Below are 18,902 nucleotides of genomic sequence, written 5' to 3' on the forward strand. Positions count from 1 at the left end.
GATTAGGGATAGAATATCAACAATTTAATTTATTTTTGTTTGTTTTGTAGGGGTAACAATGAAGATATCACCTCATATGTATAAAAATGTGGAAGATTTTTCACCCTTAACGACGGATGTGATTATCATTGGTGGCGGTGCAACAGGGGCAGGGATTGCTCGTGACTGTGCATTGCGTGGCATTGATTGTATTTTGCTTGAACGTCGAGATATTGCGACAGGGGCAACAGGGCGTAATCACGGTTTGTTACACAGTGGTGCAAGATATGCGGTAAACGACCGTGAGTCTGCGAGAGAATGTATTGAAGAGAACAAAATTCTACGCAAGATCGCTCGCCACTGTATTGATGAAACGGAAGGGTTGTTTATTACTTTGCCTGAAGATGATCTCGACTATCAAAAAACCTTTATTCAAGCCTGTACGGAGTCAGGCATTGAAGCGGTGGCTATCGATCCAAAACTTGCGATGCAAATGGAGCCTTCGGTAAATCCAGCTCTTGTCGGTGCAGTGGTTGTGCCTGATGGTTCCATTGATCCATTTCGCCTAACAGCATCAAATATGTTAGATGCCACAGAGAATGGTGCGAAAGTCTTTACCTATTGCGAAGTGAAAGGGTTAATTCGTGAAGGCGGTAAAGTGATTGGCGTGAACGTTTACGACCATAAAAACAGAGTGGAACGTCAATTCTTTGCCCCTGTGGTTGTGAATGCTGGCGGTATTTGGGGACAAGGCATTGCTGAATATGCCGATTTGAAAATCAGAATGTTCCCCGCCAAAGGCGCATTACTGGTGATGGGACACCGTATCAACAAAATGGTGATCAACCGTTGCCGTAAGCCTGCCGATGCGGATATTCTTGTTCCAGGCGACACTATCAGCGTTATCGGAACAACATCAAGCCGTATTCCTTACGATCAAATCGACAATATGATCGTCACCCCCGAAGAAGTCGATATTCTCTTTAGAGAAGGCGAAAAACTTGCACCAAGTTTAAGACATATCCGTGTATTGCGTGCTTACGCTGGGGTTCGCCCGTTAGTGGCTACCGATGATGATCCATCAGGACGTAATGTCAGCCGTGGTATCGTCTTGCTCGATCACCAAGAGCGTGATGGCTTAGAAGGCTTTATTACTATTACAGGCGGTAAGTTAATGACCTATCGCTTAATGGCTGAGTGGGCAACGGATCTCGTTTGCAAAAAATTAAACAAAACCGACCGCTGTGTTACTGCAGAAAAAGCCTTACCTGGTTCAAGTGAAAGCCGAGCGGAAACCAACAGCAAAGTCATTTCACTGCCAAGTACCATTCGCTATTCTGCGGTTTATCGTCACGGCTCTCGAGCTACTCGCCTGTTGGATAAAGAACGTCTTGACCGCTCTCTGGTTTGTGAGTGTGAAGCGGTCACCGCAGGGGAAGTTCGCTATGCGGTGGACGAGTTAAGTGTCAATAATCTTGTCGATCTACGTCGCCGTACCCGTGTTGGAATGGGAACTTGCCAAGCAGAACTCTGTGCCTGCCGTGCCGCAGGGCTGATGACCCGTTTTGAAGTGGCAACACCACGACAATCCACCACTCAACTGGCTTCTTTTATGGAAGAACGCTGGCGTGGGATTGAGCCGATTGCGTGGGGCGATGCCATTCGAGAAGCCGATTTTACCAGTTGGATCTATTACAGTTTATTAGGTCTAAATGATGTGCAACCGCTTGCAGAGCAAGCTCAACAGGGGACAGATAGCAATGAATTTTGATGTAGTCATTATCGGTGGCGGTCTTGCAGGCTTAACCTGTGGGGTTGCCCTACAAGAACAGGGTAAACGTTGTGTGATCATCAACAATGGTCAAGCGGCGATTGATTTCTCTTCGGGTTCAATGGATTTACTCAGCCGTTTACCAAGCGGTGAGTTTGTCGCTGATTTTTGCAAATCCTATGCAACTTTCGCAAAACAGTTGCCACAACACCCTTACAGCTTACTTGGCAAAGAGAAAGTCCTTGCCAAAGCGACACAATTTGAACAACTCGCCACATCGCTCAAGCTCGATTTGGTTGGCTCTACCGCACAAAATCACCTACGAGTAACGCCTTTAGGTGGCTTGCGTGGAGCGTGGTTATCGCCAAACAGTGTGCCAACAGTCAAAGGTAGCGAACCTTTCTCCTATAAAACAATTGCGATATTGGGGATCGAAGGCTATCACGACTTCCAGCCACAACTGTTAGCCGATAACCTAAAACAGAACCCACAATTTACCCACTGCGAATTAAGCACTGGCTATCTCAACATTCCAGAGCTTGACCAACTGCGTAACAATGCTCGTGAGTTCCGTAGTGTGAATATCGCTCAAGTGTTAGAACACAAATTGGCTTTCCGTGATCTTGTGGCAGAAATCAAAACGGCAACCAAAGGGGCAGAAGCGATCTTCTTACCAGCTTGTTTTGGCTTGGACGATCAAAGTTTCTTCAACCAGTTACAACAAGCGGTGGAAGCAACGATTTTTGAATTACCAACCTTACCGCCATCATTGCTCGGTATTCGCCAACATAAACAACTTCGCCACCGTTTTGAACGCTTGGGCGGTTTGATGTTAAACGGCGACAGAGCATTAAAAGCCGATATTGAAAATGGCAAAGTACAACGGATTTATACCCAGCTTCACCAAGACAATGCGATCAGTGCAGAACATCTTGTACTCGCCACAGGAAGCTATTTCAGCAACGGCTTAAAAGCAGACTTTGATCGCATTTTTGAACCAGTGTTCCAAGCCGATATTGTTGGTTGCAAAGATTTCAATGAAACCGACCGCTTGTCGTGGACGGCTAATCGCTTTTCATCGCCACAACCGTATCAATCGGCAGGGGTTGCGATCAACGAAAAATGCCAAGTTCGCAAAGATGGGCAATTTATGGCGAATTTATATGCAACTGGCAACGTCATTGGCGGTTTTAATAGCCTTGAATTAGGCTGTGGCTCAGGTGTGGCAGTGGCAACGGCACTTGCCGTTGCAGAAGAAATTGTGGGGGCATGATATGAACAACATTCAACGTTTAATCGAACAAGCTCAACAAAATACCCATTCTGCCGTTGTTCATCACGGTTTTGATGAGTCCTTTGAAAGTTGCATTAAATGTACCGCTTGTACGGCGGTTTGCCCTGTTTCGCGTAATAACCCGATGTATCCAGGTCCGAAACAATCAGGCCCAGATGGTGAGCGTTTACGCTTAAAAAGCCCTGAACTTTATGATGAAGCACTCAAATACTGCACCAACTGCAAACGTTGCGAAGTAGCTTGTCCGTCTGATGTCAAAATTGGTGACATTATTGTGCGAGCGAGAAACCGTCATTTAGATCGCCAAAACAAACCGCTAATGCACAAACTGCGTGATGCTATTTTGAGCAACACCGACATTATGGGCAAAATGAACACCCCATTAGCCCCGATTGTCAATACCATCACAGGTCTAAAAGCAACCAAATTCTTGCTTGAAAAAACCATCAAAGTGAGCCGTCATCGCTCGTTGCCAAAATACGCTTTTGGTTCATTCCGCAACTGGTATATGAAAAAAGAGCAAGAACGCCAAGCCCTTTATCGTGAAAAAGTGGCGTACTATCACGGCTGTTATGTGAACTACAACAATCCACAACTTGGTAAAGAGTTGATTGATGTGTTTAACGCGATGGACATCGGCGTAATGCTACTTGAAAAAGAGAAGTGCTGTGGTTTGCCATTAATGGTAAACGGCTTCCCAGATAGAGCGAAGCAACAAGCGAAATTCAACCTTGCAGAACTTGAAAAAGTGGTGATGAACCGAGAGCTTGACGTAGTAGGGACATCATCAAGCTGTACAATGAATTTGCGTGACGAATATCATCACGTTTTAGGAATGGACAACGCCAAAGTCCGCCCACACGTTCATATCGTCACCAAATATCTCTATGAACTGTTTAATCAAGGCAAAAAACCAAAATTCAAACAGATGCCATTACGCATTGCCTATCATACCGCTTGTCACGTTGATAAAGCAGGTTGGGCGCCTTACACCCTTGATGTATTAAAACATATCCCAGGGATTGAAATTGTGATGTTACCATCACAATGTTGTGGTATTGCAGGGACTTACGGCTTCAAAGCGGAAAACTACGAAACCTCACAAGCCATCGACAATCCGTTATTCCAACACATCAACAACGGCGGTTTTGACTATGTCGTTTCCGAGTGCGAAACCTGTAAATGGCAAATTGATATGTCCACCAACTTAACCTGCCTACACCCGATTACTTTGTTGGCGATAGCGTTGGAGAGATAGTTCCCTCTCTACCAAACTTCCTGCGTACTTTCATCGAACCTTAGTTTATTACTCATTAACCCCTTCCCCCACAAACGGGGGGAAGGGCCCGAAAGACGGATGGGGAAAATTTAACATTATGGTATCTACTGTTCTTTTTATGCAAAATAATGTTGAGTAGCTCTAATGAAACATTGATACCTTTCTGCTAATTGTTTATAGGTTTGTTTTACTTGTGTAATCAATCTAAATATCTATCAGACGTAATTTCTTTGTGAAAGAAGACAGATGGTTATTTAAAAAAGGGCTTAAATCCTTGTACTATAAGGCTTTAAGCCACTTTTTAGCAACCATTTTTCTACTATGCCTAGGTATAGAGAGAAAAAGAAAAACCCCGATGATTTCTCATCGGGGCTAAAAATATGGCTCCTCCTGCGGGACTCGAACCTGCGACATATGGATTAACAGTCCACCGTTCTACCGACTGAACTAAGGAGGAAAAGAGTTGTAACATAAATGGTGCCTCGAGGCGGAATCGAACCACCGACACGGGGATTTTCAATCCCCTGCTCTACCGACTGAGCTATCGAGGCATCTCGTCGTTACGGGGTGCATTATGCTGATTTCCGCCCCTCTCGTCAAACGTTTTTTTCAAAAAAATAAAAAAATCTGTTTAACGGATCGCTTTTTATTCAATTTGTTTAAAAAACAACGTGTTATCTCACGTTACGGTATTTTTGTTGGGCTTTATTTACCTTAACCAAATAGTTTCTTGCTTGTGAAGATGGATGAGCGGTGGTTAAAATTCGATAAATTGCTGACGGATCTAAGTTATTAATTCGCTCAATCGCCATTAATTTGTCATTATCAAACACTCTCAGTACTGCGCCAGCCCCACTATTATATGCTGAAATCATTGCGTAACGTTTTGATGTAGGATCAGTTATTCCTTCTAGATACTCATCACGCAAAATCGTTAAGAACATTGTGCCTGCATCAATATTCTGACTTGGGTTATAAAGATAATCACGATTAGGCTGGCCACCAAAACCTTTACGCGCAAAAATATCCCGTCCAGCTGTACGAGGTACAACTTGCATTAAACCAATCGCATTCGCATAACTTACTGCATAAGGGTTAAATGCTGATTCAACTTCCATAATACCCAGAATTAAGCTCATATCAATGCCATAGCGTTTTGACATTTGACGAACCAATGGCAAATATCGTCTTGCACGAACTTCAACGTGGTTTGCAATCATTGGAATCGTGACATAAGTAACGGTATGTCCATTTTTCAAGCGGCGTGTTTTTAATTTATTTTGCAATAGGTAAGTTGCAAAATCATTAGCAACCGCCATATTGGTTACAGAACGCCCATATTGATCCACAACTTGACCTGCTAAAAAAGGATTATTGCTAATAGGAACATCACCCGAAGCAAATAAATCTATCCCTGTAGCATCTGATCCCATCAATAATGTGTGAATAATCGAATTACGCAAGCGGTTGTGATCCGCCAAAGTTTCAATGGTAATTTGACCATCTTCAAAACTAATATGGCTACGGGTGTAATATTTGTCCGTATATTTTACATAGTCTTTCTGGCTTGCTTGGAGCAGTTCATGAACGCCCCAAATTTGATCGATATTACGCGAAAATTGCCCCATCAAAATATCTAATCCATTGGTATTTTTAGAATAATCAGGGCGAGGCTTCTTAGAACCTTTTCTCGTCGGCGTATCACTTCCACAAGATGCTAAAAAAGGGATCAGCACCAATAACGGCAGGAATTTTTTATATTTGTTCATTAGGTTATCTCTATTTTGACTCTACAGGCACATAACCTTCAATATGGACTTCTTTTCCTTCAAACAAAAAATTCACCATTTCTGTTTCCAGAAGCTGACGATGTTCAGGGTTCATCATATTAAGCTTCTTCTCATTGACTAACATTGTCTGCTTTTTGATCCACTCTGCCCACGCTTGTTTACTGATTGAATCAAAAATACGTTTACCTAATTCCCCAGGATAAAGTTGAAAATCTAAACCTTCTGCTTCTTGTTTCAAATATGCACAAAATACATTACGCGCCATTTTTCTGTCCTAATGTCAAAGTTAATTCGTCTAAAATGCGTTTTATTGGGGTTGCTAAACCCACTTCGCTAGGTTGAGTTAAATCATACCAATAATCCGCTGTTGAAGATACACGCAAATGATAATTTCCCTGATTTTCTGCCACTCCAAGCGGTAAGATTTCGGCATTTCTTTGTAAACTAAGTTCCGCCAGAATCGGATAAATATCCAAATGAAAATGGCTAAAAGTATGCCGAAAGGCAATTAATTGGGTAAATTGCACATTTCTGCCTGAAACTGACCGCTTGAGATCATCTAAATGCTCAAATTGCGGAAAGACATAAAGTCCGCCCCAAAGTCCTTTTGCTTCACGTTTTTCCAATAAGACTTTTGTCCCCTGTTTTAAAATCAAAAAGTAGCTCTGTCTTTCTGGCAACACCTTTTTCGGTTTTTTAGCAGGAAAATCCGCCCAAGCCTGTTGAGCATTTGCCTGACAGCCCTTTTCTAACGGACAAAGGGAACATTTCGGCTTAGATCGTGTGCAAATCATTGCCCCTAAATCCATCATCGCCTGATTAAAATCCGCAACTTGCGAAGTTGGTGTAACACGAGCGGTCAGATCCCACAATTTATTTTCAACTGCTTTTTCGCCCGACCAACCTTCGACTGCGAAATAACGAGACAGCACACGCTTAACATTGCCATCTAAAATCGGGTACGGAGCATCAAGTACCGAAGACAGCACCGCCCCAGCCGTACTTCTGCCGACACCTGAAAGTGCAAATACATCGGTAAAATCCGTCGGAAACTGACCGCCAAATTCATCTCGAATTTGCTGTGCCGCTTTATGTAGATTTCTTGCCCTTGCGTAATAGCCTAACCCAGTCCATAAATGCAACACTTCATCAATCGGTGCGTTGGCTAAATTAACAATGGTTGGAAAACGTTGAACAAAACGCTCAAAATAGGGAATAACCGTTGCCACTTGGGTTTGCTGTAACATCACTTCGGATAACCAAACGCCATACAAGGTTTTATTTTGTTGCCACGGCAGATGTTTACGCCCGTATTGCTGATACCACGCCAATACGCCTTTGGCAAAAGGGGCATCGACACGAGATTGTGCCAAGGGAAATTCGGATTTTTCTTTTTTCATTTAGATAATGATATAAGTCTTAATAATAGGGGCTGATCAACGTTAGCTCCAAAGAAAATATTTCTATAGTTCTTTTGGGTTTTCCCACACACAAACAGGGATTATAAACAACCATTTTATCTAACATGCTAAATACTTTACCTACATATCATTACTCAATAGACCAATTTCGATTGAATCAATCTCACCATCTCTTGCAATGCCTCTGTTGGCGGTGTGTCTTGATTCATAAACCAGCGGAACAGTTCGGGATCGGTATAGCGAAGCATTTCCACGAAAGTGCGCTGTTGTTCAGCGGTTAAACTATCAAAATGTTCTTGATAAAACGGCATAATCATTTTATCTAATTCACGCATACCTCGACGGCATTCCCATTCAATTCTAAAACGATTCATCAGTTTACCTCCGTAATGCGTAGCTCTCTTGGCACTTCAAATACGGTATTTTCTTCACAACCTTCCAGTTCTTCAACTTTGGTAACACCCAATGTTTTTAAGTGTTCAACCACTGACTGCACCAATATTTCAGGGGCAGATGCACCTGCAGTAATACCGATAGTTGTTACCCCTTGTAGCCAGTTCGGATCAATGTCCTGCGGCCCATCAATTAACTGTGACGGTGTTCCCATTCGAGAAGCCAACTCGGCTAAACGATTTGAGTTGGACGAGTTTTTAGACCCCACTACTAGCACTAACTGTGCTAATTTCGCCAATTCTCTCACCGCTTGCTGACGGTTCGTAGTGGCATAGCAAATATCATTTTTACGCGGACCTTGAATTGCAGGGTATTTCTGTTTTAAGGCTTCAATCACATCGCTGGTATCGTCGATAGATAAAGTAGTTTGGGTCATAAAAGTCAGATCCTCATCTTCTTTTAAGCCAAGTTTAGCAATATCTTCCACATCTTCTACAAGGAAAATACCCCCTTTCTCATTATCATATTGCCCCATTGTGCCGACGACTTCAGGGTGTCCTTCGTGTCCGATTAAAATCGCTTTTGTGCCTTTTTTGCTCGCTCTAGCCACTTGCATATGGACTTTGGTTACAAGCGGGCAGGTTGCGTCAAACACTTTCAACTCACGACGTTTAGCTTCGTGGCGAACGGATTGAGAAACGCCGTGAGCAGAGAAAATCACAATAGCACCGTCTGGTACTTCATCAAGCTCTTCAACAAATATCGCCCCTTTGGCTTTTAATCCGTCCACCACAAAGCGATTGTGTACAACTTCGTGACGCACATAAATCGGTGCGCCGTGAATTTCAAGTGCAAGCTCTACAATTGAAATAGCACGATCTACACCTGCACAGAACCCTCTTGGATTCGCTAAAATAATGTTCATTTAATTACTCTTTTTACTTTTACGATGTTCTAAAATGGATTCTAAAATCAGCAATCCTGCCCCCACCACAATACCAATATCGGCAATGTTAAATACAGGATAATGATAAATGTCCCAATAAAAATCTAAAAAATCAACCACATAGCCATTATAAGCACGATCAACCGCATTGCCTATTGCCCCACCAATAATCAAGGCATAAGCTGAATTTTGCAGTTTGAGCTCCGCTTTATTTTTAAACAGCATTACAATCAATGCAATAGAAATGACAATAGCTAAACCTAAAAAGAAATATTTTTGCCAGCCTGAGTGATCCGCTAAGAAGCTAAACGCCGCCCCATAGTTTCTCACATACGTAAGATTAAAGATCGGCAGAACATTCACGCTTTCATAAAGCTCAAAGCGTTGTACCACAATGTATTTGCTCAATAAATCTGTGATTAATACCACGGCACTTAACCACAACCACGATAAACCTGTTTTTTTCATTTTATTCCTTAAATTGCTTCTTCGTTCTCTTCGCCCGTACGAATACGAATAACACGTTCTACATTATACACAAAGATTTTACCATCGCCGATTTTGCCTGTTTGTGCGGTATCAATGATCGCTTCAATACATTCATCAACTTGCTCATCAGCCACAATAATTTCTAATTTCACTTTTGGCAGGAAATCAATCGCATATTCTGCCCCACGATAAAGTTCCGTATGCCCTTTTTGACGACCAAAACCTTTGACTTCAGTGACCGTCATTCCCGTAATTCCCACATCCGTTAATGCTTCACGGACATCATCTAATTTGAATGGTTTAATAATCGCTTCAATTTTTTTCATAAGTTATCCTATCTTCTTGCTGATTTTGGTCTAAAACTCTCACAAATTTCAGGGTAAGTTTCAATATAAATGTCGCTTAAAAGTTGTAAACAGTAGGGAACTGCACTGAAAATACCTCGAACAAGCACTTTGCCATCTTGATCTTTCACGCCTTCTAAGGTTTCTTTAATTGCCTTTGGCTGTCCAGGAAGGTTTAAAATTAGTGAGCTATGTCGAATTGCCCCCAATTGACGAGAGAGAATAGCCGTTGGTACAAAATGTAAACTCACTTGTCGCATCTGTTCGCCAAAGCCAGGCATTTCACGGTGAGCAACGGCTAAGGTTGCATCGGGCGTGACATCACGTTTAGCAGGACCTGTTCCGCCTGTGGTTAAGACTAAGTGACAAGCGAGGTTATCGACTAATTCAATTAGTGTTTGCTCAATAACCGCTTGTTCATCAGGAATTAGACGAGTTTCAAGTTCAAAAGGCGTGGTAATGGCAGTTTGTAGCCAAGCCTGTAATTCAGGAATGCCTTGATCGGCATAAACACCTGCAGATGCTCGGTCGGATACGGAAACTAAGCCAATTTTTAAGGTTTCTTTGCTTAAACAAGCGGGCATTTTCTTTCTCTTTTTTACAAATTTAGACTGCTTGTTATTTTACCTTGAGAGCCTATTTTTCTAAAGTCTTAATCTTAAAGATGAAGTAATAATATTGAAAGATAATCACAGCAATTAAGATCAGTTTGCCGATGATATGAGGGATTACAAAGAACGCAAAAATACAGAACGGAACAGAAAATGCCAAAATACTGATTTTCTGTTTAAGTGTCATTGCTCGTGTTTGATCGAAAGACTTGAGATATTTGGAATAGATAGTGGTAGATAAGAACCACTGTGTTAGTCGTTCAGAACTTTTGCCAAAACAATAGAGTGCTAAAAGCAAAAATGGGGTGGTAGGTAGCCCAGGTACAATAATACCTATTAAACCTAATATAATTGAGATAAAACCGAGTAAGATGAATAGTGCTTTCATGTATTTAAGGGAAAAGTAGTGATAGATGTTGATAATATGTTAATTCAATTCATTTTTCAACGAAGCAAGCAACTAGAAAGTATATAACTATTTTTACAGCCTAAAAAAGCATAGTGGACCAAAGTGTTGGTTCTGTTTTTCTAACTTTCACTAACTCTTTTGATTACGGCATCCCTAAAATATGAATTGAGATAGGGACGATTAGTTTCCTCTCAATGACATTTCACCTGTCGCAAAACGGCGGATAATTTCCCCTTGTTGCAGAATCAATTCCCCTTCTTCATTAATCCCAAGGGAAATCCCGTGAATTTCTTCATTTTCAGTGATTAATCTAACCGCTTGATGACGGAAAATATCAAACTGTTGCCAACGTTCTGCGTAGGGTTCAAAGGTGGTTTGTGGATAAGTCACTAGGGCATTTTGTAAACGTTTAGCTAGCTCAGCAACCAGTTGGGAACGATCTATCTGATGTTCTGAGAGATCGCTCCAAGCCTGCGTTACCACATTTTTATCGACAGCGTTCATTCCTAAATTCAAGCCGATGCCAATCACAAGGTAAATTCCCGTTTTATCGACACGGCTCTCAATTAGAATGCCCCCCATTTTTTTACCTTGATAGTAAATATCATTGGGCCATTTAATTTGAATATACGGTACGTTCAGTGTTTGGAAGGTCTCGGCAATTAATACTGATACCACTAAACTTAGTGATGAGAGCTGTGGAATATCCAATGAAGGATAGTGCCATAACATTGAAAAATAAACGTTTTGACTTTCAGGTGAATACCACTGCCGTCCACGTCTGCCACGCCCCGCCGTTTGGGATTCTGCAACACAAAGTAAGCCTGACGGTAAGGTTTTATAGTGCGTCAGTAGATATTCGTTAGTAGAGTCAATCTCTTTAAATACAAGAGCTTGTCCTTGGGTTAATGCCGATGTAATTAAATGTTGATCAAATCCCATTGCCAATTACCTTGTCACAAATTCACTATCCACTTCGCCCTGTCGTCCCATAAAACGTACTTCTGGGTGTAATTCCACGCCAAATTTTTCACGGACTTGACGACGGACTTCTTTTGCTAATGCCACAACATCAGCCCCAGTGGCATTCTCTTTATTAATCAGCACCAGTGCTTGCTGGGTATGAACTGCCGCTCCGCCAATTTGGAAACCTTTTAAATTTGCTTGGTCAATTAACCAGCCTGCAGGTAATTTGACTGAACCATCCGCTTGTGGATAGTGTGGAATATTCGGGTAAGCGGTCTGAATCTGTTGAAATTTTGCAAATTCCACTACGGGATTTTTAAAGAAACTACCCGCATTACCAAACTCATCAGGATTTGGTAATTTCGCTCGGCGTACGGTACAGACTTCATCAAACACTTGCTGTGGCGTTACTGTGTTTGGATCAAATTGTGCCAAAGAACCGTAATTTAAAACAGGTTGCCACACCTTTGCCAACTTCAAACCGACAGCCACAATCGCATAATGCTCACGATATTGATGCTTGAATACACTTTCTCGATAGCCAAACTCACACTCGTTTTTCGTTAAACGGAACAGCTCACCCGTTTTGAGATTTAGTACATCGACATAATCGCAAACACGCTCAAATTCTACCCCGTAAGCCCCGATATTTTGAATCGGTGCAGAGCCAGCAACACCAGGAATTAACGCCAGATTTTCAAGCCCGCCAATTCCTTGTTGCAATGTCCATTGCACTAACTCATGCCAATTTTCACCACCTGCAACCTGTAAATAATGAAAATGCTCATCTTGACGATGCTCGATCCCTTTGAGCTTATTGACTAATACTGTGCCGTCAAAATCATCTAAAAACAGCACATTAGAGCCTTGCCCTAACAATAAAATCGGTTGTTGTGCGTGATCAGCTTTTTGCCATTCGGTTAATAGTTGTTCAATACTGTTGAACTCGATAATGACCGATGCTTTTGCAGGCAAATGAAAGGTATGAAATGGGGTTAAGGTCTGACTCATTGACTACTCCAAATTCTGAATTTGCTCACGCATCTGTTCAATTAACACTTTCAACTCAACGGCAGAATTAGTGACATCAGCGTTAATCGATTTTGATGCCAGCGTATTCGCTTCACGATTTAGCTCTTGCATCATAAAGTCTAATTTACGTCCAACTGCACCGCCTTTTTTCAAAATAGACGTGGTTTCTTTGACGTGTAGCTGTAAGCGGTCTAACTCTTCCGCCACATCGACTTTTTGAGCCAGTAGTACCATTTCTTGCTCTAAACGTTGTGGATCAAGTTGCAAGTTCAGTTCATCAAAACGCTGTTGCAAGCGGTCTTTTTGCCACTGTAAAACGCTCGGCATTTGAGCCTGTACTTTTGTTGCTTCTGTGGCAATAGCGTCTAAACGCTGTTGAATTAAGGCTTGTAAATTCGTCCCTTCACGTCCACGCATTGCAATAAATTCTACAAGGATCTGCTCAAAACCGTCTAATAAATCTTGACTGATCTGGTCGAGATCTTGATTTTGGTTATCGACAACCCCAGGGAAACGCAGAATATCCACCAAGTTAATTTCGCCTTCTTGAGCCGTTTCTTTTAGCCATTGTAATGAACTTATCACCTGTTTGGCATACTCTTGATTTAAAGCTAAGCCATTGTTTTGATTAGCATTTAATTCAATGCGTAAACTACACTCTACTTTACCACGGGTTAGTGTCGTACGCAGACGTTCACGCAAGGTCATTTCCAAATTGCGAAAGGCTTCAGGCAGACGGAAATAAGTTTCTAAAAAACGTTGATTAACCGAACGGATTTCCCATACGGCGTTACCCCACTCTTTTTTAAGCTCAAGGTGGGCGAAAGCGGTCATACTGTAAATCATTGTACTCTTTTCTCTTTGTTACAAAATTTGGCATATTGTACTTGGTATTCTGCTAGAATAGGGGAAATTTTTTAGAGAAAGGGAATAAATATGCGTCCAAATAATCGTCCTGTTGATCAAACTCGTCCTGTAAAAATCACTCGTAACTATACTCGCTATGCCGAAGGGTCTGTGTTGGTGGAATTTGGTGAAACCAAAGTGCTGTGTAATGCCACTGTCGAAGAAACTGTACCACGTTTTCTCAAAGGGCAACAACAAGGTTGGGTGACAGCCGAATACGGTATGTTGCCAAGAGCAACCCATAGCCGAACCCAACGTGAAGCGGCGAAAGGCAAACAAGGCGGTCGTACAATGGAAATTCAGCGTTTAATCGCTCGCTCTTTGCGTGCAGTCGTTGATTTGAAAGCCTTAGGTGAGCGTACAATTACGGTAGATTGTGATGTGATACAAGCCGACGGCGGTACACGCACAGCGTCTATCACAGGGGCTTGCGTTGCGTTACACGATGCGATTAACAAATTGATCGCCGATGGCTTATTGAAAGAAAATCCGATGAAAGGATTAGTGGCGGCAATTTCTGTAGGGATTGTCGATGGGCAAGCGGTCTGTGATTTGGAATATGTGGAAGACTCTAACGCAGAAACCGATATGAATGTGGTGATGGTTGAAGACGGTCGTTTAGTGGAAGTACAAGGCACTGCCGAAGGTGAACCGTTCAGCCATATGGAATTATTGCAACTCCTTGATTTAGCACAGAAAGGGATTGAGCAGTTGTTTGAAGCACAGCGTCAGGCGCTAAATGCAACTTCTGATGTTATACGATAGTCGTACAAAAATTAAAATTTTAAGAAATCATTTAGGGGATTATTCCCAGCAATATTGGGGCATAGTAGACAAAATAGTCGCTATGCCAATTTTTTGAAACATATTATGTCAAAATAACTTACTCAACCAGCCCAATTTTGAACCTAAAACATTAAAGTAGTTGTAATCTTTTAAATGCAATAGACGCAACTTATCCGGGCTTTTTTGCACAAGAATACGTTCATCAGGGCTAAACGGCAGTAAACGTTGGCTATCACAGCTAATCACTAAATTTGACTGATTGTACTCAGCAAAACGCATTGAAATAACACTATCGCCATCGACAACCAAAGGACGAGAAGAAAGGCTGTGTGGGTTCATCGGAACAAGAGCAATCGCATTTAAATTAGGGGTTAAGATTGGGCCACCGGCGGAAAGCGAATAGGCGGTTGAACCTGTAGGTGTTCCAATAATTAACCCGTCGGAACGTTGCGAAAAAGCAAATTTGCCATCAATACTCACTTCAAAATCAATAGTACGAGCGATTTGGCTAGAGTGAACGACAACTTCATTGAGGGCATTATTTGCTTCAATGATCTTACCATTTTGCTCAATTTTCGCATCAAGTAAGAAACGTTCTTCAATCATAAACTCGCCACGCTCAAGGCAACTATGCAGTTGCTCAAAGGCTGTTTGAGGGGCAATATCTGTTAAAAAACCAAGATTTCCACGGTTAATGCCAATCAGTGGTACACGATATTTCGCTAATTGCCGAGCCATACCCAGCATATTACCGTCACCACCAATCACAATTACTAAATCCGCCCATTCGCCAATTTCTGCAATGCTCATCGGGTTAGCTAAATTGAGTTGAGTGGCAATTTTTTCTTCGACTAACACATTATATTTACGATCTTTTAGCCAGTTATACACAGCTAAATGCGTTTCTAAAGCTATATCGTGACGAGGTTTGCCGACAATCGCAATGGTTTGAAATCTACGGTGCATCATTTGAACTCGTTATCTAATAAAATTTGGCTATATGGTAGTACGCAATCTGCTGTTTGTCATCTTTTTCCTATCAGCTTACTAATTGTTTAAATCTTAGGGATAAATAAAAAATTACCCTATAAAATAGGGTGTCATCTATTTTATAGGGTTAGCATGAATTTAACTAAAAATGAACTAAATAAAAGAGTTATTGATGATTTCTTATTCGTTTTATAGCGTATAAATTAATTTTTATTCATCATCCTAGAAACTCTTTATGTTTAATCAATCGCCGGTGTATATTCACCTTTTGCAATTGCATCTTTGATACGCTCTGCTTCACTCAATACTTGAGCTAATAAAGCCTGAACGTTTTCTAAGGTCGCAATTGGACTTAAGGTGGTCATTTTTAGCGATTGTATGTTGTTCACTTTGGTTACGCCGATATTCGCTTCGCCACGGGCAAAGAGTTCATCTGCAACGTTCTGGTTCAAGGTATCAACAAACTCTGCTGGGTAGCCTTGCGGTACAACACGGAACAACACGGAAGCAAATTGAGGTTCAACTAATAGCTCTAAGCCGTCGGTCGCTTTGATGTAGTCTGCAACGGCACGAGTTAATTTCACGCCGTGGTCAATCATTGAACCGTAAAGATTTTCACCAAGGGCTTCCACAGTAAACCATAATTTTAATGCGTCAAAACGACGGGTGGTTTGTAGTGATTTTGCCACTAAGTTTGGTACACCGTGTTCTTCGTCATACTCTGAGTTGAGATAATCTGCTTTGTAGTCGATGTAGCGGTATTCGTTTTCATCTTTTAATAAAAACGCGCCACAAGAGATACTTTGGAAGAAGTGTTTGTGGAAATCAAGGGTGATTGAGTCGGTGAGTTCGATACCGTCTAGGAAATGGCGATATTCATTGGATAGCAGTAATGCACCGCCCCACGCCGCATCAACGTGTAACCAAACACCGAATTTGTTGGTAATCGCACGAATGGCTTTGAGTGGATCGATCGCCCCTGCGTCCGTTGTGCCTGCTGTTGCCACAACGCAAGCCACAACTTTGCCTTCTAAATAAAGTTTGGCTAAGGTCGCTTCCAACGCATTGATGTCCATTTGGGCATTTTCATTGCACGGTACAGTTACAACAGATTGGAACCCCATTCCCATCATTGCCATATTTTTTTGCACAGAGAAGTGTGCATTTTCCGAGCAAACCACTTTTACTTTTTGCATTGCATCAGGCGGAATACCGTTACGTTGCACTGACCATTCTGTGCCGTCGGCATTTTTCCAGTGTTTTGCAATGCACGCATCACGAGCAAGTAATACGCCCATTAGGTTAGATTGCGTACCACCAGAAGTGAAAACACCCGCTTGTCCTTTGCCGTAGCCTACTTTTTCACGCAACCACTCGATGAGTTGCACTTCCATTAATGAACCTGCTGGGCTTTGATCCCAAGAGTCCATTGATTGATTGGTGGCATTGATTAATACTTCGGCGATTTGGCTGGTGACCATTGTTGGACAGTGTAAATGAGCCAAAGAGTGTGGGTGGTGTACTTTTAAACTTTTGTTGAGGAATAATTCAATTAAGCGATCTAGGGATTTAGCAACGCCTAAGCCTTCTTTTGATGGGTTAAAGGCAATTTCTGAGCGTAGCTGTTTAATGCTACCGCCGGTGTACATTTTTTCATTTTGTAGCCAGTTACTCACCGCTTGTACGGCGGTTTCCATTGAGCTTTGGTAGTCTGCAATAGATTGAGCGTCATTGCAGAATAGGGCTTGTTTGTGTTTTGAAATATCAGCCATTTTTCTTTTCTCGTAGGGTGCGTATCAACGCACCGTATTAATAGACGAAAGGTGCGTTTACACGCACCCTACAAGCGGTCACATTTGGTAAAAATTTTGCAATTCCCGACCGCTTGTTAACGAATTATCCACGCACTGTGCTCAACGCATCGGCAACCGATTTGCTGAAACGTTTAATCATCTCTTCACATTCTGCTTGAGTGATGATTAATGGGCAAAGGATACGCACAACGTTACCGCCACGACCGCCACGCTCTAACAATAATTTGTTTTTAAAGCAGGCTTTTTGGATTTCCGCAGCAAGTCCGCTATCTGCAGGGTAAGAACCGATGCGATCTTGTGGCTGACGCTCATCAACAATTTCGATCCCCATCATCAAACCTTTACCACGAACGTTACCGATACACGGATATTGTTGTGCTAGTTTTTGCAATTCTGCTTTTAAGAATGCACCACGCTCTTCTGCGTTTTTCGCCAGATTTTGCTCACGCATAATTTTAAGTGACGCATAACCTGTTGCCATTGCTAATTGGTTACCACGGAATGTACCTGTGTGTCCTGCTGGCTGCCAAGCGTCAAACTCTTTTTTGATCGCAAGTACAGCAAGCGGTAAGCTACCACCTACAGCTTTTGACATTACCACAACATCTGGCTCAATGCCTGCGTGTTCAAAGGCGAACATTTTACCTGAACGGCAGAACCCTGCCTGAACTTCATCTAAAATCAACACAATTCCGTGTTTTTTCGTTACTTCACGGATTTTTTGTAACCATTTCACTGGTGCGGTAACCACACCGCCTTCACCTTGAATTGCTTCAAGAATAACAGCTGCTGGTTTTACCACACCGCTTTCAACATCTTCGATAAAGTTCTCAAAATAGTAAGTTAAAGCATCAACACCTTCTTTACCACCGATACCTAATGGGCAACGGTATTCGTGTGGATATGGCATAAACTGTACGCCTGCCATTAAGTTTTGCACGGCATTTTTCGCATTAAGGTTACCTGTCATTGAGAGCGAACCGTGGGTCATACCGTGGTAGCCACCTGAGAATGCAATTACATTACCGCGACCTGTATAGGTTTTCGCTAATTTGATTGCTGCTTCTGTGCCGTCCGCACCAGAAGGGCCACAGAATTGTAAACGGTATTCACCTTTCGGGAAGAAAGAGAGTAGTTCTTCGGTAAAAGCATCTTTTAACGGCGTAGTTAAATCAAGGGTATGAAGCGGTAAACCACTTGCTAATACATCTTGAATAGCCTGAATAACGGCTGGGTGATTATGTCCGAGTGCTAAAGTACCTGCACCAGCCAAGCAATCTAAATATTCGTTACCTTCAACGTCAGTGACCCAGCAACCTTGTGCTTTTGCAATTGCAAGCGGTAATTTACGAGGATAACTACGAACATTCGATTCCATTTCGTTTTGACGAGTTAAGTAATATTCGTTAGTTGCTTGATTGATCGGATTTACAGGAATTGTTGTCATTTGAAAATAGACCTTCTATAAGAGGTTAAAAAAATAAGTCGGGTGCCTTGCGGGAAGCCTAAGCTTTCTTATCTTGAAAGATAAGATGCCTTGGGGCATTTGACTCGCTACTTATTAAAAAAAGCGTTTCAGCTTTTTTGTTTTTACCCTATTGCTCCCTAGGATTGGATAGGTTGGAAACAACGCCTCAAATGTTGGGTTATATTTGAGGACGGCGTATAGTAGCGATTTTTAA

At 42.0% G+C, this 18,902-nt stretch carries 19 protein-coding genes and 2 tRNA genes; 4 read left to right on the forward strand and 17 right to left on the reverse strand.

Annotated features, from left to right (window positions below):
* Nucleotides 1-58 precede the first annotated feature (58 nt).
* Genes glpA through glpC form a run of 3 tightly spaced genes read left to right on the forward strand, consistent with a single transcriptional unit; the run spans nucleotide 59 to nucleotide 4,302 of the window.
* Nucleotides 59-1,750: an anaerobic glycerol-3-phosphate dehydrogenase subunit A gene (gene glpA / locus B0183_RS08320; protein WP_078208647.1), complete on the forward strand. Its 1,692-nt coding sequence runs from the start codon at nucleotides 59-61 to the stop codon at nucleotides 1,748-1,750.
* Nucleotides 1,740-3,023, forward strand: coding sequence for a glycerol-3-phosphate dehydrogenase subunit GlpB (gene glpB, locus B0183_RS08325; protein WP_078208648.1), 1,284 nt, complete (start codon nucleotides 1,740-1,742; stop codon nucleotides 3,021-3,023). Before glpA ends, glpB begins: the two co-directional genes overlap by 11 nt.
* Nucleotide 3,024: 1 nt before the next feature.
* Nucleotides 3,025-4,302: an anaerobic glycerol-3-phosphate dehydrogenase subunit GlpC gene (gene glpC, locus B0183_RS08330; RefSeq protein WP_078208649.1), complete on the forward strand. Its 1,278-nt coding sequence runs from the start codon at nucleotides 3,025-3,027 to the stop codon at nucleotides 4,300-4,302.
* Nucleotides 4,303-4,704: 402 nt separating this feature from the next.
* Here the strand turns inward: glpC and B0183_RS08335 are convergent.
* The 14 genes from B0183_RS08335 to B0183_RS08400 form a co-directional block, all read right to left on the reverse strand.
* A tRNA-Asn gene (locus B0183_RS08335) sits at nucleotides 4,705-4,780 on the reverse strand.
* 18 nt (nucleotides 4,781-4,798) lie between these two features.
* Nucleotides 4,799-4,874: transfer RNA gene (locus tag B0183_RS08340), tRNA-Phe, on the reverse strand.
* Nucleotides 4,875-4,997: 123 nt separating this feature from the next.
* A complete protein-coding gene (mltC, locus tag B0183_RS08345) occupies nucleotides 4,998-6,092 on the reverse strand; it encodes a membrane-bound lytic murein transglycosylase MltC (protein WP_021112816.1) in 1,095 nt (364 codons plus the stop codon).
* A gap of 10 nt (nucleotides 6,093-6,102) precedes the next feature.
* Nucleotides 6,103-6,378, reverse strand: a complete 276-nt coding sequence (locus B0183_RS08350) for an oxidative damage protection protein (RefSeq protein ID WP_005713208.1) — start codon at nucleotides 6,376-6,378, stop codon at nucleotides 6,103-6,105.
* Nucleotides 6,368-7,513, reverse strand: a complete 1,146-nt coding sequence (gene mutY / locus B0183_RS08355; RefSeq protein WP_035496019.1) for an A/G-specific adenine glycosylase — start codon at nucleotides 7,511-7,513, stop codon at nucleotides 6,368-6,370. The genes B0183_RS08350 and mutY overlap by 11 nt, the downstream gene beginning before the upstream one ends.
* A 155-nt stretch (nucleotides 7,514-7,668) precedes the next feature.
* Entirely contained in the window at nucleotides 7,669-7,908 is a 240-nt protein-coding gene (locus B0183_RS08360) for an FAD assembly factor SdhE (RefSeq protein ID WP_005711081.1), read from the reverse strand.
* The gene (gene ispH / locus B0183_RS08365) at nucleotides 7,908-8,852 is read right to left on the reverse strand and encodes a 4-hydroxy-3-methylbut-2-enyl diphosphate reductase (RefSeq protein ID WP_021112801.1); all 945 of its coding nucleotides are present in this window, start codon (nucleotides 8,850-8,852) and stop codon (nucleotides 7,908-7,910) included. Before ispH ends, B0183_RS08360 begins: the two co-directional genes overlap by 1 nt.
* On the reverse strand, nucleotides 8,853-9,341 hold the full coding sequence (gene lspA, locus B0183_RS08370) for a signal peptidase II (RefSeq protein WP_021112806.1): 489 nt from the start codon (nucleotides 9,339-9,341) through the stop codon (nucleotides 8,853-8,855).
* A gap of 8 nt (nucleotides 9,342-9,349) precedes the next feature.
* The gene (gene glnB / locus B0183_RS08375) at nucleotides 9,350-9,688 is read right to left on the reverse strand and encodes a nitrogen regulatory protein P-II (RefSeq protein WP_021112810.1); all 339 of its coding nucleotides are present in this window, start codon (nucleotides 9,686-9,688) and stop codon (nucleotides 9,350-9,352) included.
* Nucleotides 9,689-9,696: 8 nt separating this feature from the next.
* Nucleotides 9,697-10,290, reverse strand: a complete 594-nt coding sequence (gene mog, locus B0183_RS08380) for a molybdopterin adenylyltransferase (RefSeq protein WP_021112822.1) — start codon at nucleotides 10,288-10,290, stop codon at nucleotides 9,697-9,699.
* A 52-nt stretch (nucleotides 10,291-10,342) separates the two neighbouring features.
* A complete protein-coding gene (locus tag B0183_RS08385) occupies nucleotides 10,343-10,705 on the reverse strand; it encodes a YbaN family protein (RefSeq protein WP_021112819.1) in 363 nt (120 codons plus the stop codon).
* Between the two features lie 201 nt (nucleotides 10,706-10,906).
* The gene (locus B0183_RS08390) at nucleotides 10,907-11,668 is read right to left on the reverse strand and encodes a biotin--[acetyl-CoA-carboxylase] ligase (protein WP_078208650.1); all 762 of its coding nucleotides are present in this window, start codon (nucleotides 11,666-11,668) and stop codon (nucleotides 10,907-10,909) included.
* Between the two features lie 6 nt (nucleotides 11,669-11,674).
* Nucleotides 11,675-12,703 (reverse strand): UDP-N-acetylmuramate dehydrogenase, encoded by a 1,029-nt coding sequence (murB, locus tag B0183_RS08395; RefSeq protein WP_021114143.1) that lies wholly within the window; start codon nucleotides 12,701-12,703, stop codon nucleotides 11,675-11,677.
* A 3-nt stretch (nucleotides 12,704-12,706) separates the two neighbouring features.
* Nucleotides 12,707-13,570, reverse strand: coding sequence for a YicC/YloC family endoribonuclease (locus tag B0183_RS08400; RefSeq protein ID WP_075592140.1), 864 nt, complete (start codon nucleotides 13,568-13,570; stop codon nucleotides 12,707-12,709).
* Nucleotides 13,571-13,660: 90 nt separating this feature from the next.
* Between B0183_RS08400 and rph the strand changes: the two genes are divergently transcribed.
* Entirely contained in the window at nucleotides 13,661-14,395 is a 735-nt protein-coding gene (gene rph, locus B0183_RS08405) for a ribonuclease PH (RefSeq protein WP_005711070.1), read from the forward strand.
* Between the two features lie 108 nt (nucleotides 14,396-14,503).
* Here rph and B0183_RS08410 read toward each other — a convergent pair whose 3' ends face one another.
* From B0183_RS08410 to B0183_RS08420, 3 genes are all read right to left on the reverse strand, one after another.
* Nucleotides 14,504-15,382 carry an NAD(+) kinase gene (locus tag B0183_RS08410; RefSeq protein ID WP_021111199.1) on the reverse strand — a complete coding sequence of 293 codons (879 nt, stop codon included), beginning with the start codon at nucleotides 15,380-15,382 and terminating at the stop codon, nucleotides 14,504-14,506.
* A gap of 263 nt (nucleotides 15,383-15,645) precedes the next feature.
* The gene (locus tag B0183_RS08415; RefSeq protein WP_021114142.1) at nucleotides 15,646-17,178 is read right to left on the reverse strand and encodes a pyridoxal phosphate-dependent decarboxylase family protein; all 1,533 of its coding nucleotides are present in this window, start codon (nucleotides 17,176-17,178) and stop codon (nucleotides 15,646-15,648) included.
* Between the two features lie 124 nt (nucleotides 17,179-17,302).
* On the reverse strand, nucleotides 17,303-18,667 hold the full coding sequence (locus B0183_RS08420) for a diaminobutyrate--2-oxoglutarate transaminase (protein WP_044009373.1): 1,365 nt from the start codon (nucleotides 18,665-18,667) through the stop codon (nucleotides 17,303-17,305).
* Nucleotides 18,668-18,902 lie beyond the last annotated feature (235 nt).

The organism is Glaesserella parasuis (genome assembly GCF_002015085.1).
In the GTDB taxonomy this organism is placed as follows: Bacteria; Pseudomonadota; Gammaproteobacteria; order Enterobacterales; family Pasteurellaceae; genus Glaesserella; species Glaesserella parasuis.

Coding starts and splice junctions, on each gene's coding strand:
- glpA (WP_078208647.1), top strand. CDS start 59: ATGAAGATATCACCTCATATGTATAAAAATGTGGAAGATTTTTCACCC.
- glpB (WP_078208648.1), top strand. CDS start 1,740: ATGAATTTTGATGTAGTCATTATCGGTGGCGGTCTTGCAGGCTTAACC.
- glpC (WP_078208649.1), top strand. CDS start 3,025: ATGAACAACATTCAACGTTTAATCGAACAAGCTCAACAAAATACCCAT.
- mltC (WP_021112816.1), bottom strand. CDS start 6,092: ATGAACAAATATAAAAAATTCCTGCCGTTATTGGTGCTGATCCCTTTT.
- B0183_RS08350 (WP_005713208.1), bottom strand. CDS start 6,378: ATGGCGCGTAATGTATTTTGTGCATATTTGAAACAAGAAGCAGAAGGT.
- mutY (WP_035496019.1), bottom strand. CDS start 7,513: ATGAAAAAAGAAAAATCCGAATTTCCCTTGGCACAATCTCGTGTCGAT.
- B0183_RS08360 (WP_005711081.1), bottom strand. CDS start 7,908: ATGAATCGTTTTAGAATTGAATGGGAATGCCGTCGAGGTATGCGTGAA.
- ispH (WP_021112801.1), bottom strand. CDS start 8,852: ATGAACATTATTTTAGCGAATCCAAGAGGGTTCTGTGCAGGTGTAGAT.
- lspA (WP_021112806.1), bottom strand. CDS start 9,341: ATGAAAAAAACAGGTTTATCGTGGTTGTGGTTAAGTGCCGTGGTATTA.
- glnB (WP_021112810.1), bottom strand. CDS start 9,688: ATGAAAAAAATTGAAGCGATTATTAAACCATTCAAATTAGATGATGTC.
- mog (WP_021112822.1), bottom strand. CDS start 10,290: ATGCCCGCTTGTTTAAGCAAAGAAACCTTAAAAATTGGCTTAGTTTCC.
- B0183_RS08385 (WP_021112819.1), bottom strand. CDS start 10,705: ATGAAAGCACTATTCATCTTACTCGGTTTTATCTCAATTATATTAGGT.
- B0183_RS08390 (WP_078208650.1), bottom strand. CDS start 11,668: ATGGGATTTGATCAACATTTAATTACATCGGCATTAACCCAAGGACAA.
- murB (WP_021114143.1), bottom strand. CDS start 12,703: ATGAGTCAGACCTTAACCCCATTTCATACCTTTCATTTGCCTGCAAAA.
- B0183_RS08400 (WP_075592140.1), bottom strand. CDS start 13,570: ATGATTTACAGTATGACCGCTTTCGCCCACCTTGAGCTTAAAAAAGAG.
- rph (WP_005711070.1), top strand. CDS start 13,661: ATGCGTCCAAATAATCGTCCTGTTGATCAAACTCGTCCTGTAAAAATC.
- B0183_RS08410 (WP_021111199.1), bottom strand. CDS start 15,382: ATGCACCGTAGATTTCAAACCATTGCGATTGTCGGCAAACCTCGTCAC.
- B0183_RS08415 (WP_021114142.1), bottom strand. CDS start 17,178: ATGGCTGATATTTCAAAACACAAACAAGCCCTATTCTGCAATGACGCT.
- B0183_RS08420 (WP_044009373.1), bottom strand. CDS start 18,667: ATGACAACAATTCCTGTAAATCCGATCAATCAAGCAACTAACGAATAT.